This is a genomic window from Parabacteroides johnsonii DSM 18315, from assembly GCF_025151045.1.
Lineage (GTDB): Bacteria > Bacteroidota > Bacteroidia > Bacteroidales > Tannerellaceae > Parabacteroides > Parabacteroides johnsonii.
Genome location: NZ_CP102285.1, coordinates 835538 through 854155, shown reverse-complemented (window position 1 = coordinate 854155; position 18618 = coordinate 835538). Strand labels below are relative to the sequence as shown.

14 protein-coding genes and 2 tRNA genes are annotated in these 18618 nt (G+C 46.1%); 7 read left to right on the top strand and 9 right to left on the bottom strand.

The window, feature by feature from the left end; all coding sequences use genetic code 11:
- Positions 1–7: 7 nt before the first annotated feature.
- The 3 genes from NQ564_RS03690 to NQ564_RS03680 all read right to left on the bottom strand — a co-directional run bounded on the left by NQ564_RS03690 (position 8) and on the right by NQ564_RS03680 (position 2442).
- Positions 8–604, bottom strand: coding sequence for a DUF3575 domain-containing protein (locus tag NQ564_RS03690; RefSeq protein ID WP_008147511.1), 597 nt, complete (start codon positions 602–604; stop codon positions 8–10).
- Between the two features lie 36 nt (positions 605–640).
- Entirely contained in the window at positions 641–940 is a 300-nt protein-coding gene (locus NQ564_RS03685) for an HU family DNA-binding protein (RefSeq protein WP_008147509.1), read from the bottom strand.
- A gap of 560 nt (positions 941–1500) precedes the next feature.
- Complete coding sequence (locus NQ564_RS03680) at positions 1501–2442, bottom strand: tyrosine-type recombinase/integrase (protein WP_008147506.1); 942 nt, start codon at positions 2440–2442, stop codon at positions 1501–1503.
- A 202-nt stretch (positions 2443–2644) separates the two neighbouring features.
- On the opposite strand from NQ564_RS03680, the gene NQ564_RS03675 reads away from it, so the two are divergent.
- On the top strand, positions 2645–5926 hold the full coding sequence (locus tag NQ564_RS03675; protein ID WP_129649779.1) for an AsmA-like C-terminal region-containing protein: 3282 nt from the start codon (positions 2645–2647) through the stop codon (positions 5924–5926).
- Here NQ564_RS03675 and rfbB read toward each other — a convergent pair.
- Positions 5923–7062, bottom strand: coding sequence for a dTDP-glucose 4,6-dehydratase (rfbB, locus tag NQ564_RS03670; protein WP_008147502.1), 1140 nt, complete (start codon positions 7060–7062; stop codon positions 5923–5925). The genes NQ564_RS03675 and rfbB overlap by 4 nt on opposite strands.
- A 52-nt stretch (positions 7063–7114) precedes the next feature.
- Complete coding sequence (gene rfbC, locus NQ564_RS03665; RefSeq protein WP_008147500.1) at positions 7115–7672, bottom strand: dTDP-4-dehydrorhamnose 3,5-epimerase; 558 nt, start codon at positions 7670–7672, stop codon at positions 7115–7117.
- 358 nt (positions 7673–8030) lie between these two features.
- On the opposite strand from rfbC, the gene NQ564_RS03660 reads away from it, so the two are divergent.
- From NQ564_RS03660 to NQ564_RS03650, 3 genes are all read left to right on the top strand, one after another.
- Positions 8031–8102 (top strand) — tRNA-Cys (locus NQ564_RS03660).
- Positions 8103–8140: 38 nt separating this feature from the next.
- Positions 8141–8212: transfer RNA gene (locus NQ564_RS03655), tRNA-Cys, on the top strand.
- Positions 8213–8291: 79 nt separating this feature from the next.
- The gene (locus tag NQ564_RS03650) at positions 8292–9098 is read left to right on the top strand and encodes an MBL fold metallo-hydrolase (protein WP_008147497.1); all 807 of its coding nucleotides are present in this window, start codon (positions 8292–8294) and stop codon (positions 9096–9098) included.
- Here the strand turns inward: NQ564_RS03650 and NQ564_RS03645 are convergent.
- Positions 9089–11077, bottom strand: coding sequence for a glycoside hydrolase family 97 protein (locus NQ564_RS03645; protein WP_008147495.1), 1989 nt, complete (start codon positions 11075–11077; stop codon positions 9089–9091). The genes NQ564_RS03650 and NQ564_RS03645 overlap by 10 nt on opposite strands.
- A gap of 120 nt (positions 11078–11197) precedes the next feature.
- Between NQ564_RS03645 and NQ564_RS03640 the strand changes: the two genes are divergently transcribed.
- Positions 11198–12934 (top strand): SGNH/GDSL hydrolase family protein, encoded by a 1737-nt coding sequence (locus NQ564_RS03640; RefSeq protein WP_008147493.1) that lies wholly within the window; start codon positions 11198–11200, stop codon positions 12932–12934.
- Between the two features lie 132 nt (positions 12935–13066).
- Here NQ564_RS03640 and NQ564_RS03635 read toward each other — a convergent pair whose 3' ends face one another.
- A complete protein-coding gene (locus tag NQ564_RS03635; protein WP_021862313.1) occupies positions 13067–13822 on the bottom strand; it encodes an MBL fold metallo-hydrolase in 756 nt (251 codons plus the stop codon).
- Positions 13823–14836 carry a UDP-N-acetylmuramate dehydrogenase gene (gene murB / locus NQ564_RS03630; protein ID WP_008147490.1) on the bottom strand — a complete coding sequence of 338 codons (1014 nt, stop codon included), beginning with the start codon at positions 14834–14836 and terminating at the stop codon, positions 13823–13825. It lies immediately after the preceding gene.
- Positions 14837–15089: 253 nt separating this feature from the next.
- Between murB and NQ564_RS03625 the strand changes: the two genes are divergently transcribed.
- A complete protein-coding gene (locus NQ564_RS03625) occupies positions 15090–15380 on the top strand; it encodes an HU family DNA-binding protein (RefSeq protein ID WP_008147487.1) in 291 nt (96 codons plus the stop codon).
- Between the two features lie 106 nt (positions 15381–15486).
- The gene (gene upp / locus NQ564_RS03620) at positions 15487–16140 is read left to right on the top strand and encodes a uracil phosphoribosyltransferase (RefSeq protein WP_008147485.1); all 654 of its coding nucleotides are present in this window, start codon (positions 15487–15489) and stop codon (positions 16138–16140) included.
- An 82-nt stretch (positions 16141–16222) separates the two neighbouring features.
- On the opposite strand, the gene NQ564_RS03615 is transcribed toward upp, so the two are convergent.
- Positions 16223–18592: a sensor histidine kinase gene (locus tag NQ564_RS03615; protein WP_087375392.1), complete on the bottom strand. Its 2370-nt coding sequence runs from the start codon at positions 18590–18592 to the stop codon at positions 16223–16225.
- Positions 18593–18618: the final 26 nt, after the last annotated feature.

Here is an 18618-nt window from a genome sequence, read left to right as displayed (position 1 = left end):
TTTACTGTTAGAATAGATAAATGAAGTTCAATGCGGCCTGCGTGGGACCGAAATAGTTTTTGTGGCGGTCCGTCTCGCGGTTGCCGCAGTCGGTACAGGGGTAGCGGTCGTATTCGAAGTAGATATACCCTACCCCGACGGTCGCCTCCATGCTCCAGTGCTTCGAGAGCATCCACTGGTAACCGTAGCTCAGGCCTACGCCGGCGCCCCAGCCTTCGCGGCGTTCGTCTTCGAGGCCGATCAGCTTGACGTCCGCTACATTATATAAATAGTACGGGACGTGGAGGCCGAGGAAATGGCCGTTGTTGGCTTCGCAGAACCAATAGCGCAGTTCCGGCTGGATGCGCAGGTGTTTGAGGGACCGGTCGTAGGTCCCGTCGTCATTCTTTCCGTCGAACGGGTTAAATCCGGCTTCAATATCCAATGACCACTTTTTGGCGAGGCGGAATTCCAGTCCGGCATTAAATGTTGCCGTCCCCCAATAAGGGAGGTTTGTCTTAAGCCCGACGACAGGAGCTTTCCCCTTGCCGATCTCGGTTTGGGCATAGGTGCAAAGCGAAACGCAGAGCAGCAACGCCGCAAAAAAAAGCTTCTTCACTTTCATTTGGATTGTATCTAAGTTGTTAATAAATTCGATCGGTCACTCCTGTTGTTTGTCCACAAGGTCGGTGTTCATCTTTTCGAACAGCGTTTTTCCGGGGTTGAACTTCACGGAGGTGCGGGGTTCGAGCATACAGGGTTCGCCTGTCCGCGGGTTGCGGACGGGACGGCTGGTTTGTTCCCAGCGTCTGAAGGAACCGAACCGTTGTATGGTCACATGGTGTCCGTACATCAGGCAATCGGAGACTGTCTCTAAAAAAGCCTGGACAAAAGGTTCTACCGTTGTTACCGGGACTCCGAGTCTGGCGGCTGTAATTTTTTCAATGTCTTTTCTATTCATAGAATTATATTTTTTTCATCAGTTACATGGGGGCAATAGTCCGAATGTAGATATCAAAGAATATGAACTTATTTATGAAATAAGTAAGAATTAGGTATATCTTATTTATGAAATAAGATAATGTCGTTTTTGAGGTTGAAAATAATCCTTAATTATCATAGATTATTTTATTAAACAAAACCTCCTTTAAAGCCATGAAAAGGGCAGACATGCAAATTTGAAATCCGGTTAAAGCCGAAAGAAAAGAACATCGGCAATGACAACGATTGTTAAATTAATGGCTGGCCTGGAGAGGTACTGCCATATAAATTCTAAATGGGCGGATAAATGGTCCGGATAGACAAAAAAACACAATAAATCACCTCTCGGCCTCCAATGACAGAGATGAAAACCAACAATTCAAACAAAAAAACAGAAAATATCTTGTTTTTCTAAAATGTATACGCTTCCTTTGTACGGAAGAAATGAAAAATTAGCTCGTAAGAGACTTTATTAGATAAAGAAAAGACCTGATACAGCAAATGGTTTTTCGGGCTTTTTCACTTATTTCATAAATAAGTTCACTCTCTTTTCTGAAAAAAAACATCCAATATGCCGGTTATCTGTTTGTTCGCTTTATTTAACACCGAAGCATCCAATTGCCCCAGATAAATGCGGGTTGTTTTTTCCGACGTGTGTCCCATCGCCTGGCTGATAACCGTGATCGGGATATTGCAGCGCAAAGCTTCCGAAGCCCAGGTATGACGCATGACGTACGAGGTCAGCTTCACAGGGACATGCAATAGCCGGCCGATCTTTTTCAGCGACTCGTTATGCACGGCCAACAAGGACTTATAACCATGATAACCGGTATAGTCGGTCAGCACGGGGAACAGATAGGAACCTTTGTTTTTATGCTTATCGATCAAAATCTGCATCCCGATCGTTATCTTGATACGGATTTGGACGCCTGTTTTGTGGCGGTTATAGATGATTTCGTCTCCGTCGATATTCTCCTTTTTCAGGTGTACGATGTCGATAAAGGGCATCCCGTAAGCCATGAAACTGAAAAGTGAAAGATCGGCTGCCAGATCCAGCCTCGGATCTTCAGTAAAATCCATTGCAGCCATTTTTTTGACAAACTCCACTGAAACCGCCCGTTTGGCCGTCATTTCACGTTTCAACTTCAGGCCGGAAAAAGGATGTTCCTTTACTTTGACGATACGGCTTTGCAAAGCGGCATTGAATATGGCCCGCAAACTGCTCAGATAGCTGTTGATCGTATTCGTCTTCAGCCGGAGGCTTTGCAGGTAATGGACGAAGTCAGCTACTAAGGTCGGGTTCAAATCCGACAAACGGCAATCTTCTTTTCCATAGAAATTCCGGAAATGGTAGCCTGCCGCCTGATAGAGATCGGCCGTGCTGTACTTTCCAAGAGAACGTTTATTCCGTACACGTTCATCTACATAATCCTCCAACGTAAGGATTTTTCTCTTTTTGATCAGCCTATAATTTTCTCCCATATCATATAGTCTTTGTATGTTAATAAACTTCCTTTTATAACAAGCAAAATTATGAGAGTGCAAACAAATATACTATAAAGTTTCTTTTATTTCGAGAAATGCGACTTTCGGTATAATATTCCCGAAATATTGTCCTTCTTGCAATTTATATATACATTTGTGTGTTTCGAAACTTCATAAAATACGGTCCGAAAGAATAACAATGAAAAGAAAAAAGAAAATACCGACAATCATCGTCCTGGCTGTTGTTACCCTGATATTCATACTCCCGGCTATCGGGTTCAGCATTCTGAACTGGGGAGTACTGCCTCCGGAGAAACTGACACCGCTGGTTATCGAGCAGGCAAACAAGTTCATCGATGCACATTTGGATTGCGAACGGGTGGAACTGACCTATTTCGAAACCTATCCTTATTTAGGTGTAAAGCTGACGAACGGCCACCTGATCTCGCACGCAGCCGAAGATTCGACCGCCCATGAAGAGGAACTGGCAATTCCTTCCGATTCACTGCTTGCTTTCAGCCGGGCCACCCTGTCCCTGCAACCGCTCGATTACCTTTTCGGCGGTAAGATCACTATCAAGGACTTTTCCATTGAGAACCCACGTTTCTATGGATTCGTCAATAAGGACGGACATGCGAACTGGGATATCTACGAAAGTGAGACGGATTCGACAGAGGCCAATGCAGGTAAAAAGCCCTTGCCTCCTATCGACTTGCAAAAGGTACGCATCTACGGAGGACATTTCACGTATGACGACCGCCAGACAGACCTTTTTACCGAAATCGGGGGCTTCTTCGTACGCCTCGACGGCTCATTGGCGGGAGGAGCCAATACGCTCGATTTTGAAACGGGGTGTTCATCCCTTTTATTCAGCAACCCTACTTATACTTTGAAAAACGACCTGTCGCTTCGTCTCAAAAGTAGATTAGTGCTTGCCGAACACTACAATTCGATCACTTTGAAAGATGCAGAATTGATGGTCAACAATCTACCTTTCACCGCCGATGGAGCGATACGCCACTTCCCGGAAGACCAGCGCACCCGTATCGATATGGACATGGGATTGAAAATCTCGGACATGAACGATCTGCTGAAATTCATACCCGATGCGTATTTTCAGAATCGCGACAAGACACTGGCGGAAGGTTCGATTCTCGTGGAAGGAAGTATTCACGGCTTTTTGGGAGACAGTATCATACCTAATGTGAACCTGTGTTGCAAAATAGAAAACGGCTCCTATCATATCAAGGATATCAAACAAGGTATCGACACACTGGAAATGGACCTGGATATCCATCTGAACGGACCTTTTCCGGATTCTTCCTTCGTCTCGCTCGAACAACTCACGATGAAAGGGCTCAACACTTCATTGGATATGCAGGCCAAAGTGACCAACCTGTTCAAGAACCCGTCCGTCCGGGCCGGGATGAAAGGAAAGGTGGACTTTACCCGGTTGGGGCAAGAATTCCTTAATCCGGACACGTTGTTGGTGGAAGGCGTAATGGATGCAGATCTGTCGACCACCTTTACCGTGAATGATCTTGTCGAAAGCCGGTTCGGAAAGATACACAGTTCTGGAAAACTCAATATTGACAAACTGAAAGCGTTCAGCCAGCCGCTCGGCATGGATATTTTCATTTCCGGTGCCTATCTGGCAATCGACACGACACACCAGAAAAGCCTCTACATCGAATCGCAAAACTTGATGCGAATGACGATGGGAATAGACAGTCTGAACATCCGATATAAAGATGAAATCAGCACGAATATAAGCAAATTGGAGATGCTTGCCCAGACATCGCCTGTTATCGACACAACAGCTGTCATACCGATGACCGGATGGTTGGCTTTCGGCCATCTGAGGACCCGCACAGCCGATTCCGTCTGGATCGTGGCCGGACGTTCCGAACTGAAAGGTGGCATCAAACCGTCTGCATCCGACAAATTAACCCCGACAGCTGCCGCCGTCATTTCAATCGACACGCTGAAATACATCAGTGTACCTTTACGAACAGGACTCTCCCTGACGGAAAGTTCGTTTACGATCGAAGCCCTTCCCTATCGGGATGCACGGCGCCAGCAGATGGCAAACCGGCAACGGCGCACACTGACCGACGAACAACGGGCGCGTCTGGCAGAAAGACGGAAGAACATGGCCGGGAAAACCGCCACCGGCGACAGTGCCGAAACAGAAGGTCAATTCCTTCGCAAATGGGAAGCACGGGGCAGTCTCTCTTTCAAACAAATGCGCGGGTTCAGCCGCATGTTCCCGCTCCCGATGTGGATGGAGCCGACGACGATGAAGTTCAACACAAACGACATCACACTGACAGATGCCCGCCTACATCTCGGCAAGAGCAATTTCACCCTTAACGGCGAGATCAGCCAGATCCGGAGGGCAATGCTTCGCGGAGGAAAATTGAAAGGAGATTTCAATCTAAATTCGGACTACATCGATTGTAACCAGTTGATGCAGGCGATCAACAGTGGCATGCAATATGCGGAAAGTTCGGACTTGCTGATGCTCAGTGATGAAAATATCGCACAACTCAATACCGAATCGCTACAAGATAGTATCACGCAAACGGAAATCGACACGACCAGCCAATTATTCGTTCTTCCGGCCTTTCTCGACATGGCTCTCCATACGAACGCGAAACGTATCGATTTTAAAGACCTGGAATTAGAGAACGTGGTCGGAGAGATTGTCCTGCGCGACCAGAGTATCAACCTGAGCAAGCTCAATATACAATCCAATATGGGGAATGGGAACCTGACAATGGTCTACCGGGCTAAGGACGGGCAGGAGGCGACCGCCGGTTTAGACCTCGACATGGAAGATGTGAAGGTGGAGAAGCTGATCGCCCTCTTCCCTTCCATCGACACATTAGTCCCGATGCTCCGTTCGTTCGAAGGTGTCTTGGATTGCCAAGTCACGGCTACTTGCAGAATGGATTCGACCATGTCTCTCATTATGCCGTCCATTAACTCGTCTTGCTATCTGCACGGGGACAATATGGTGCTGCTCGATGGAGAAACATTTACCGAGATATCGAAGACGCTGATGTTCAAAAACAAGAAGCGGAATATGATAGATAGTATCTCGGTGGACCTTGCCATCAAAGACAATAAGATTGAAGTTTTCCCATTCTTGGTGGAGATGGATCGCTATAAAGTGGCTGTTGGTGGAACGCATAATCTGGATATGACGTTCAATTACCATCTATCAGTCCTCAAATCGCCCGTTCCTTTCAAGCTGGGAATCGACATCACCGGCAACTTGGATGATTTCAAGTATAAGATCACGAAATGTAAATACAAGGATATATTCAAACCGGCTAAGCAAGCGGAACTGGACAGTACACGCAAGAACATCCGGAAAGATATTCGCGACGCAGTACGCAAACAGATCGAAGAAGCGGCACCGGAGTTGGGGAAAAACTTAGCTCTGGTAAGGGCAGCGGAGAGAAGGGAACCTTAACGGTTCCCGTACATCTGCTCGTAATATTTCATATAATCTCCCCCTGTGATATCTTCTACCCATTTCTGGTTATCCAGATACCAGCGGATCGTTTTGACAATACCGATCTCGAAAGAAGTCTCGGGTGTCCAGCCTAATTCGTTTGTGATTTTTGTCGGATCGATCGCATAACGCTGGTCATGGCCCAAACGGTCTTTTACAAAAGTAATCAAGCTTTCGTTGATCCAGTCGATGGAAATCTGCCCATCCGCACCCATCTCTTTTTTCTTCAGAACCTGGCGATATTCGGGTTGTTCCGTCATTAATCGGCGGATGGTGCTGATCGTCAGCTTCACGATCTCTATATTCTGCTTTTCGTTATGGCCGCCTACGTTATAGACCTCTCCTGCCCGTCCCTTATGAATCACCAGGTCAATAGCCTTGCAGTGATCTTCCACGTACAGCCAGTCACGTACATTTGTCCCGTCACCATAAACCGGAAGCGGCTTGCCTTCGAGGATATTTTTAATAATCAACGGTATCAGCTTTTCTGGAAAGTGATACGGACCGTAATTGTTGGAACAGCGGGTGATGCTGACCGGCATCTTATAAGTTTCGGAGTAAGCCTGTACAAACAGGTCGGCACTCGTTTTGGATGCACTATACGGACTGCGCGGATCCAACGGAGTCGTTTCATGGAAATAGCCTTCAGCACCCAGACTACCATACACCTCGTCAGTAGATACTTGGTGGAAGCGGACTCCTTCGCGCCACTCGGGATAACCGGTAGCCGCTTTTCCCGTCACCCACGCTTTACGAGCGGAATCGAGCAGGTTTTGAGTACCTAATATATTCGTTACCAAGAAAAGCTGTGGATTTTCGATACTGCGGTCCACATGGCTTTCCGCTGCAAAATTAACGACATAATCGAACTGGTATTTGGCAAAGAGCCCGTCCGTCAACGCACGGTCGCAGATATCACCTTTTACAAACTCGCAACGCTCCCCGTCGATGTCTTCGGCAATCGTTCCGAGATTACCTGCGTAGGTCAGCAGATCCAGCACTACGATCTTTATTCCCAGATATTTCGCTAACATATATTTAATAAAGTTCGCGCCTATAAAACCGGCGGCTCCGGTAACCAAATAAGTCTTCATAAATGGATAATTAGGAATTAATAATTAAAGAATGAAAGAATGAAAAAAGGAGTTAATATTTAAAGTTTATTTCTGCATCTTGCAACAAGGGGGCGTTCCTGTCTTTATCCGACAAGTTGAGAATAGACAGGTCCATGATCTTCCAATCCACACCGACTACAGGATCATCAAAACGCAATCCGCGTTCATGGGTAGGCGTATAAGGATTATCGACCTTATAAGTAAAAACAGCCTCCTCGCTCAAGACGTGGAAACCGTGAGCGAATCCTTGCGGGATAAAAAACTGACGTTTATTCTCGTCCGACAACTCTACGGCAACATACTTCCCAAATGTCGGAGAACCTTTGCGCAGATCGACAGCCACATCCAACACACATCCTTTTATCACACGTACCAACTTGGACTGCGAGTAAGGAGCCAGTTGGTAATGCAAACCTCGCAACACGCCTTTCGACGAACAAGACTCGTTATCCTGCACAAATTCCACTTTGCCGATATGCTCTTCAAACTCAGCCTTCTTCCAAGCCTCCATAAAATAACCGCGTGCATCTTTAAAAACTTTCGGTTCAATGATCCACACGCCGGGAATTTCAGTTTCAATATATGTCATTACCTTATTGTTTATGCTAACAGATGACAAAGTAACTTCTTTTTCCTAATATCTCCAAACCCTAGGCTTTTCCTGTAGAACCAACCGCCCCCCCTTCCGCTTTGCCCTTATATCTTTTTGACACCTTTATAGAGGCAATACTGTACTTTTTGAAACGTTAAAAAATATTACCCGCAGTACTAATTCCAAAAACATGGGGTAGTAATCCGATTTTGATGGGGTAGTGATTTCATTTTGACAATCATAAAAAGCTTTACATAAAAGGGACAAAACAAAAAGGAAGAAAAAGATTTGCATATTCCAAATATATTATCTTTCTTTGCACTCGCAAAACCGGAATGGTTGTTTAAAATGTACTGGTTCCTTGGATGAGTGGCTTAGTCAGCGGTCTGCAAAACCGTGTACGGCGGTTCGAATCCGCCAGGAACCTCTTGGTAATTGAAAATTACTTTTTACTTTTTTTATTTCGGTTCCTTGGATGAGTGGCTTAGTCAGTGGTCTGCAAAACCATGTACGGCGGTTCGAATCCGCCAGGAACCTCAAAAAATCCTCTTAGCAAGTTTTTGTTAAGAGGATTTTTTATATTTATCTCATAATTGGGAATTAAAAGAATAAGGTTATGCATTACAAAATCACGACCCTCGTGGAGAATGCCGTCTATGGGCGGAGCTTACAGGCGGAACACGGACTATCATTGCTTATTGAAAGCGAAGGGTATAAAATATTATTCGATACGGGACAGTCGGATCTGTTTATCCGCAACGCGGCACTTTTGGATATCGATATTGCGGAGGTGGATTTCCTTATCCTGTCACATGGACATAGCGATCATACAGGGGGATTGAGGCATTTTCTTGCCATCAACAAAAAAGCTTCGGTTATCTGCAAACAGGAAGTCCTTTACCGGAAGTTTAAAAATAAACGGGAGAACGGAGTCATTGACTCCAACCTACTGAACTTATCCCGATTCCGTTTTATCACCAGACAGACGGAGCTTATTCCGGGACTGTTCCTATTTCCGGATCTTCCGGTCATAAATCCGGAAGATACTCACTTCGAACGATTCTTTACGCAAACACCTGAAGGAGTCGTTCCTGATATTTTCAACGACGAACTGGCGATCGCACTGATAGCTGAAAATACATATTCCGTATTGAGCGCCTGTTCCCACCGGGGAATCACCAATATCCTCCAGACTATCGGCAACAGTTTTCCCGGATATACACTCCAACTCCTGGCCGGAGGCTTCCATATCCACAATGCCAAAGACGAGAAATTCAATATCATAGCGGACTATCTGAAAAATAATCTGCCGGAACAGATCGGGATTTGTCATTGTACGGGTATAGACAAATACGCGTTGTTCCGGCAGATATTCGGGGGCCGTGTGTTTTACAACTACACGGGAAATACGTTTTATTTATAAATCTTAGCAGCCCAACCACCGCCGGGAGCCATCTTCACCTTTACCTTGCGATCGGTGGGAACCGGTATGACTTCCTTTTTATAATCGCAAGCGGCACGATCGGCATTGATACCATCTTTAAACAATTCCAGTTTATAATTGCCATCACCCAAAAAAGACAGGTCAAGTTCCACCTCGCGGGCATCCCAGTTTGTCAAAGCACCTACATACCAATTATCACCGTGAAGACGGGCAATGGCTACATACTCACCCACTTTACCATCCAAGGCAACCGTCTTTTCCCATACAGTCGGGATATTGGCGATAAATTCCGTACATTCGGGCTCCCGGTTATAGTTGGAAGGATTATCACACAACATGTTCAGCGGAGATTCAAAGATCACATAAGTAGCCAGCTGATGGCAACGCGTCCCCTGGCTCATCGGCTCGGTATAGATCGGAGCATAATTTTTGCGGATCGCATTGCGCATAGCACCCTGTGTATAATCCATCGGACCGGCTACCATACGGACAAAAGGAATCGTCACGTCGTAAAGCGGCATATCGTAGGTCTTTTCCGCCCATTTCATATTTTCCAAGCCATGGACGCCTTCGTAGTTGATCACGTTCGGATAAGTGCGCTGCAAGCCTGTCGGTTTACAGATACCATGATAATCGACCATCATCTTATATCTGGCACAAGTTTCGGCACCTCTGTAGAGGAAGTCGATGATCTCCTGGTCATCACGGTCCATAAAGTCAACTTTGAATCCCTTCACCCCCATATCGGAATAATGCTTCACCACCTTTTCCATATCCCGGTCAAATGCGTGATAACCGGCCCAGAGAATGATACCGACATTCTTAGATTTTCCATAATTCACCAGCTCCGGGATATTGATTTCCGGGATAACCTGCATCAGATCGGCAGCCATATTGACAGACCAGCCTTCATCGAGAATCACATATTCGATGCCATGTTCGGCAGCGAAGTCGATATAATACTTATAGGTCTCATTGTTGATGCCGGCACGGAAATCCACATCGTAGATATTCCAGTCATTCCACCAGTCCCATGCAACCTTACCCGGTTTCACCCAAGAGACATCCTGCAGGCGGCAGGGAGAAGCCAAACGATAAACCATATCACAATCAGCCAGTTGCTTATCATTCTCCGAGACGACAAACACACGCCACGGGAAAGCACGCGTGCCGCTTGTTTTGGCAATATAGTCTTCACGTTCTTCCACCAACATCTGCAAATTATTGTGGCCGCCTTGCTTTTTCACCTTCGGATAAGGAGCGAACACCGGTTTTAATACCGGCTTGTCTGTCGAGTTATTCAGGAACATACCAGGATAATCTTCCAGGTCAGCCTCGGTGATACAGAGTTTCTTGCCACCGTCCAACTCCACCAGGAACGGGAGGATCATCAGACGTTCACTGTTCAGCTTCGTGATCGGTTCGTGTACATAAGGCTGTTCGAAAGAGTTCATGAACTGTTCTTCAAAAGTAGCCTTCTTGCTGTTCACATAAGGCGCAAAAGCCGTATGGTCGGAAGAGAAGTTATAGTCGGCTTCTTCATCCACCACGACGATATCATTCTTCATCTTCGTCGTGAAACGATAGGCCAGCCCGTCATTATACATACGGAAAACAAGACCGTAGTTACCCCGGAACGACAGTGTCATTTCATTATAGACATCCTGCACTTCCGTCTTTTTATAAAAAGGAGAAGGGATCACCTTATCGACTGCCGCTTTCAGCACTTTCGATACTTTGGGGCTGGCCCCTAAAACAACTCCGTTCTGCAACGTCATGGAGATCGGAGAAGCGGCAAGGACTTCAGTCCCATCGTGTGTAAATGAAAAACGAATATCGCCACCTACCGTAACGACAGCTTGCAGTTTTTTGTCCGGCGATTGCAACTGATAGCTTTTTTGAGCCATCAGCGACATGCTCCCCATCAGGAAGAGCACAATAAGAGCTTTTAATTTCATGGGTTTCAAATTTAATTAACTGGCAGCAAAGATACAGGATTAATCAGGAAATGCTTTTGCAAAATTGTCTTATCTTTGTTGATATTGTATCATAATACGGTTATTAAGGAGATAATATCCATGAAAAAGCTTATTTGTTTACTGTTTTGCTGCCTACTTTTCTTTCCGGCCACCGCCCAATGGAAATGGCACAATCCGATGGAGGCAGGTTTTCCGGTTATCCAAAATCAAGGATTCACACAAGAGATCGGGAATTCTTACACACGCCTGCCCGAACGTGCAAAAGGCATGGTGAACGAACCGGTATGGAACCTGTCACAGCATTCGGCAGGGCTTGCCATTCATTTCTACAGTAACGCTCCGCAGATCAAAGTCCGCTACACCGTTACCGGTAGCCTGAATATGCCTCATATGCCTTCGACCGGAGTGTCGGGAGTTGACCTCTACAGCATTAACAGCGACGGGGAATGGCATTTTTGTTTCGGCAACTACTCTTTCAAGGACACGATCACCTACACATATAATAACATAGACAAAGACCATTACCATAGACAAGGCTTCGAATACCGGCTTTATCTGCCTCTGTATAACGGAGTGAAATGGTTGGAGATCGGTACGCCCGAAGATGCGAAGCTGGAATTCATCCCAGTTTCTCCCGAAAGGCCGATAGTCCTGTACGGGACTTCGATCGCGCAAGGAGCCTGTGCTTCCCGTCCTGCAATGGCGTGGGGAACGATCCTGCAACGTTCGCTGGACTACCCACTCATAAACCTTGGCTTTTCCGGTAACGGCAAACTGGCGAAAGAGGTGCTACAATTTATCAGCGAAACGGATGCCCGGTTATACATCCTGGATTGTATGCCAAACTTACCCAATCAGAAGGAGGAGGAAGTTGCAGCTCTGGCTATCGCCGCCGTCAAGCAACTCAGGGAAAAACATTCGGCTCCCATCCTGCTGATCGAACACGACGGATACAGCAATATGTACACGGACACCATACAGAACAAAGAAATCGAACAAGTGAACCGCGCCTCCCGCAAGGCATACGAACAAATTCAGTCCGAAGGGATCAAAGATGTATATTATCTGACACGTGAAGAGCTGGACATGCCTGCCGACGGTTGGGTCGACCATGTGCATCCGTCCGACTTCGGTATGAAGCAACAGGCGGCTGCCGTAGAAAGAAAGGTCCGGGAAATCCTACATATCCCTCTTGGCTCCACGCCAACAACCATTCCCGCCACGCAACGCCGGGAACCGCATATGTATGAATGGCGTGCCCGCCATCGTGCCATTCTGGAGCAAGTGCGCAACCATCCGCCTAAAGCAGTCATTTTAGGAAACTCGATCACTCACTATTGGGGTGGCGAACCGGAACACCGCAACAAAAACGGACGGGAGACCTGGGAAAAAGTCATGCGTCCTGCCGGTTTCCAAAACTTAGGCTGCGGATGGGACCGTATCGAAAATGTACTTTGGCGTGTATACCACGGAGAACTGGATGGCTATAAGGCCGGAAAAGTTGTTTTGATGATCGGCACGAACAATTGCGGCCTGAACAATGACAAAGAGATCGTCGAAGGTCTCCGCTTTCTCCTTTCCGCCATCCGTCAGCGACAACCGGAAGCCTCCGTCAAAGTGATCGGTATCCTCCCCCGTCGCAATCAGGAGCAATGGGTAAAGAGCATCAACTTCGATATTAAAGAGATGGTGGAAACGGAAGGCTACGAATTTGCCAATCCGGGAATAACCCTATTGCAGCAAGACGGCAAAATAGACGAAAGCCTGTTTGTCGGTGACGGCCTCCATCCGAATGAAGAGGGATATAAACGAATAGGAGGGGAAATCTCAAATTAACAAAAGCCTGTATTCATGCGGCCTTTGGAGTTCCAAACGGTTCCAAGCGATGGAACTGTTTATTTCAAGGCATGAAACCATCGGTTCCAGACTATGAAACCATCAGTTCTAAGGCATGGAACTGTCAGGTCTTCAACAGGAAACGTGCAGCCCATCATAGGCCAGATGGACATGAGGCGGCAACTCCTTCTCAACTTCCGCATGCAGGCCAATGCGATGGCTCATGTGGATCAGATAGGTCTCCTTCGGTTTTATTCGCTCGACATTCGCAAGAGCTTCCTCCAGCGATTCATGCGTAGGGTGAGCTCCCAGGCGGAGAGCTGTCAGGACCAGCACATCCAAACCTTCCAGTTTGGCATACTCTTCTTCCGGAAGATATTTTACATCTGTCAGGTAAGCCATATTACCAATACGATAACCGAAAATCGGCAGTTTCCCGTGCATCACCCGGACTGGCGTTACCGGGATGCCGGCAACCATAAAAGGTTCGTTTCCGATCCGGTGAAGTTCCAGGTTCGGAACTCCAGGATATTTATGGGTACGGAACACATAAGGGATGCGCGTCTCGATAGCTTCCGCCACATTATCTTCCGCATACACATCCACCCCCTTTTCACGGCAAAAAGGGCGCAGGTCGTCCAGTCCGCCGACATGGTCGTAATGTTCGTGCGAGATCAGGACCGCATCCAAGTGATACGTCTTGTTGCGGATCACCTGCCAACGGAAATCCGGGCCGCAATCCAGCAGGACCCGCTTACCATCCGTCTCCACCAATACGGACGTACGCAGACGCCAATCCCGTTTATCCGAGCTGGTGCATACCTCACACTGACAACCAATTTCAGGTACCCCGGTAGAAGTACCCGTTCCCAAAAACGTAATTTCCATTTATCCTACATATTTTACCTCAGGCATAATCTCGATACCGAACCGGTCATGAACGGCCGTACGAATACTTTCAGCAACTAATGCGATCTCATGCCCTTTAGCTTCACCCAAATTAACCAACACCAATGCCTGCTTTTCATATACGCCGACCGCACCATGCGACTTGCCTTTAAAACCGCACTGCTCGATCAACCAGCCTGCCGGTATCTTCACCTTTCCCTCTCCCGCCGGGTAAGACGGCATATCCGGATATTGCTCCTTCAGCTTCTCGTAACGGGCAACCGGAATAACCGGATTCATAAAGAAACTTCCGGCATTTCCCAATTCATCGGGATCAGGCAATTTCTGGCGACGGATCGAGATCACGGCATCCCGTACAGCCTGTAGCGTTATCTCAGGATATTTAGCCAGTTCCTCTTTCAAATTACCGTAATTGACAGAAAACTGAGGCTTTTTACTCAAACGTATATTTATATAAGTAACAATGTGCGGGTCGTTATGCTCATTCTTAAAGAAACTGTCCCGGTAACCATAGAGGCATTCTTCATTCGTAAACGTACGTTTCTCGAACGAAAGCTGGTTATACGTCTCCACCATTTCGACCACATCCTTGATTTCCGTACCGTATGCCCCGATATTCTGGACAGCGGCCGCTCCGGCTTCACCCGGAATGCCGGACAAGTTTTCTATCCCTCCCCAACCTTCGGACACGGCATAAGCGACTACGTCGTCCCACTTCTCGGCAGCCCCGATGCGAAGCAGTACCGAATCCTCCGTCTCTTCCGCAACAGAGATACCTTTTATCTGCGAATGCAGGATAATCCCGTTAAAATCATTTATGAATAACAGATTACTGCCACTTCCGATATGCAACGACAAACATTCCTGAAAATATTCGTCCCGGAAGATCCGTTCCAGTTCTTCCTCATTCATATATTCCATAAACCAACGGGTCTTCACCGGAAGGTGAAAAGTATTATGTTTCTTCAACGAGTAATTCTCTTCTATTCTCATTTCATGTATGTTTTATTTTGCTGGACAAAAGTAACGATAAATATCAAATCAATCAGCAGGTACACAAAAAAGCCTTTCAAATATCGCAACCAAAGGCTATTTAACATTTTTTGTTTCGCAAATCGTAACAAATGCATATACGCGTTGTTAAATAAGAAATGAACGCTGATTTCTTTATATGCAAAAAGTTATACAATGTATTAATGAAAAGCGTACATTTGCCTTGAATATCAAAAATTAAATAAAAACAATCATGAACAAAGCAGAATTGATTGAGGCCTTGGCCCAGAGATCGGGATTACAGAAGCAAAAAGCGAAAAAACTATTGGAAGCTTACGTAGACATCGTAACAGAAGCTATGTCCCACAATGAGGAGATCGTATTGGTCGGTTTCGGAACATTGATACCGCGTCCTCAGACAGAGCGTTTAGCTCGTAACCCCAAGACTGGAACACCAGTCATGATTCCAGCCAGAACGACTGTAAAATTCAAACCGGGTAAATATTTGCTGGATGCAATTAACAAACCCGGAGAAAAGAAGTAATACTTTTTTACCTGACAAAAGAAGGCAATCTAAAAAAGGTTGCCTTCTTTTTTGCGACCTGTCCAAATTATGAGTAATTTCGGCGCCGGAAAATGACAATTTAATCATGAAAATAGTTAATCTTGGAGAATCAAACTCGGTGTTAAACCGGTTTGTCGCAGAACTGCGCGATGTCAATATACAAAAAGACAGTATGCGCTTCCGTCGTAACATCGAGCGGATCGGTGAAATCATGGCCTACGAGATCAGTAAGGATTTCACTTACAGCACAAAAGGTATTCAATCTCCTCTGGGAATAGCACCGATGAATACTCCCGACGATTCAGTCGTCATCAGTACGATCCTGCGTGCCGGACTTCCCTACCATCAGGGGTTCCTCAGCTATCTGGACAATGCGGAAAATGCATTCGTCTCCGCTTACAGGAAATACAAAGACCGCCTGAACTTCGATATTCATATCGAATACATCGCATCTCCCCGATTAACGGACAAAACATTGATTATAACAGACCCAATGCTGGCTACCGGCAGTTCTATGGAACTGGCCTACGAAGCATTGCGCACTAAAGGGCATCCGGCACATATCCATGTCGCTTCCATCATCGCCAGCAAGCAGGCTATCGAATATATCCAACGTAAAATGCCGGACGACATCACGACCGTATGGGTAGCGGCTATCGACGACGAACTGGACGACCATTCTTACATCGTTCCGGGATTGGGCGACGCCGGTGACTTGTCCTATGGTGAAAAAGAATAAGATATAAGAAACTGTTTTGATTTTTTACAAACAGCCAGCTTTCAAATTATGAGGCGAAAAAATCAAAACAGTTTCTTAATCTCTAACGGAGTAAAGTGAACCAGAAACGGGAACCCTTCCCTTCCTCGGACTCTACTCCGATTTTCCCGCCTACCTGTTCTATTATACTTTTGCAGATCGAGAGTCCTAAACCTGTTCCCTGCTTGAAACTGTTTCCTTTATAGAAACGGTCAAACACATGTTGTTGCACTTCCGGCGACATACCATCCCCAGTATCCGTCACAGAGAACTCAATTTCATCTTGGCGTACCTCATAACCAAGTACGATCGTCCCCTTGCTGGTGTGCTTGATGGCATTATTAATAAAGTTGGAGATGATCTGTGTTAGCCTCACCTTATCGCAACGCATGATATAGGAAGGCAGGTCCGGGGCCACACAGAGCGCGACTTCAGCCGGCACTTTGATACGCATCGAGACGACCAGCTCTTTACACAGCTCCCGCAGGTCGACCTCGACAAGTTTCAATTCAATTATACCGGATTCAATCTTTGCCAGATCCAGCACATCGGAGATCAACTGCAACAACAGTTCATTGTTTTTCTGGATAATCTCGACAAACTGCTTCTTTTCCTCCGGATCGTCCGTATCGACCAGCAATGTGGAAAACCCGACAATGGCATTCAACGGAGTCCGGATCTCATGACTCATATTGGCAAGGAATGCAGATTTCAAGCGGTCGAGTTCTTCGGCTTTCTCACGCTGCTTCTGCGTTTCCTTCAGTTCGGTTATATCATAATTCACACAAATCATTTCAAGCCTGTCCGGATCGGTCGACTGTGTGTTCCGCATGATATTCACACGAGTCCATCGCCATTCATCCCCGTTCTGAATCCTCAGTTCTTTCCGGATACTTGAAGCTGTTCCCTGCCTAACATTCTCAAAGAAATCAACCATCACTTTCCGATCCTCCGGATGAACATGATCGTAGACTCCGATCACCTCTGATAAAGGGGTTCCTTCCACTTCTCCCAAGTTCTGATACCATTGGTCGATAGCATAGCCCTCATTACTTTGCAAATCGAATTTGGCATAGCCCACTTTGGCAAAGCGGCTGACCAGGCTGAAGAAGTGCTCAAACTCTTCGATACGGTTATAAGCAACTGTCTTATCCGTATTATCAAGGTTGATTAACATATAATTGATCAGATCTCCATTCGTATCATAGAGCATGCTGACCTTTGTGAGAATATCGAGAGCACCTTTTTTGCCCGTCGGATAATAATCTTCGTCCTTAATTTTATTAAACGAGTAATCCAACCGGAAAGAGACCGATTCTCTCCGGCTCAACTTTTCCCTTATTTCTTCAGGAATGATCGGATTCTCAAAAATATTAATGCCTAATGCCGCCTCCTTAGAAGGAAGACCGAAGATCTCCACGTCCATATTGTTCATATCCACCAGATAGCCATTCTTATCGTAAAGCTCGATACCGACCGGGATATTCGTATAGATATTCCGAAGCAGCTTTTCGCTATGGTCCAATGCCTCGTTTGTTCGAGCCATCTTCGTTATTATACTGATGATATTGGTAATGGAAGAGAGCCATTGATAGTCTTCGAGGCTCCACATACGGTTATTGTCTACGATATCGATCCCCAGGTAACCCCATGAAATCCCCTTTATGATCAACGGAATCATAATCAGGGAACGTGCGCCTCTCATTGTCAGATAACGTTTTTCTTCTGCCGCCTCCAAAGGTAATTCATCCAGGTTATTGATCAGGATCGGATAAAGCTTTTGTATCTTTTCGGTAGACCAGCGTAAGGTAGAAAGCGGTATGTTCTGCAAAGTGTCACGAACGGGAGCAATGCCTTTGCTACACACTTCATGGGTGCAGCTCAAAGTATCCCCTTCCCCATACTCCATGATATACGCACGTCCTTTCGTATAGATCGAAAACAGAATTTCCGTAAGCGCCAAATGGATCGACTTATGCAGGTCATTCGTCTGGATAAAAGAATGCAACGCCCTGGAAAGGCTGCCCAAATGCCTAAGCAGGCTGTCGATCTGACTATTCTCTACCGGTTGGTTCGCATCTCCTTCACTAAAAGGGATTAATTGCAAAATTCCGAAAGCCTTTATTTTACCATTGGACTCCAAACCATGCTTGTAAATCTTGGTACGGACGAATCTATATCCATAACAAGTTTTTATCGGAAAAGCCTGCTCATAAATTCCGATCTCTCTGAAGAAAGCAAACTCATTGGCAATCCGACTGCGATAGTCTTCACGAATCAAGGAATAAAAGTCAGTTATAGGTAATTTCGGCCCTTTCAGTTCCAGCAGGCCGATCAAGAAATCCGAGCAGATATAACATCCCTCTTCGAAATCCGTCTCCCACCATCCAACCTGGGCACAATCTAATAACGTTTGATACTGACTTGTTTCCATGAATATTCTTTTTGTCATTTACCCAT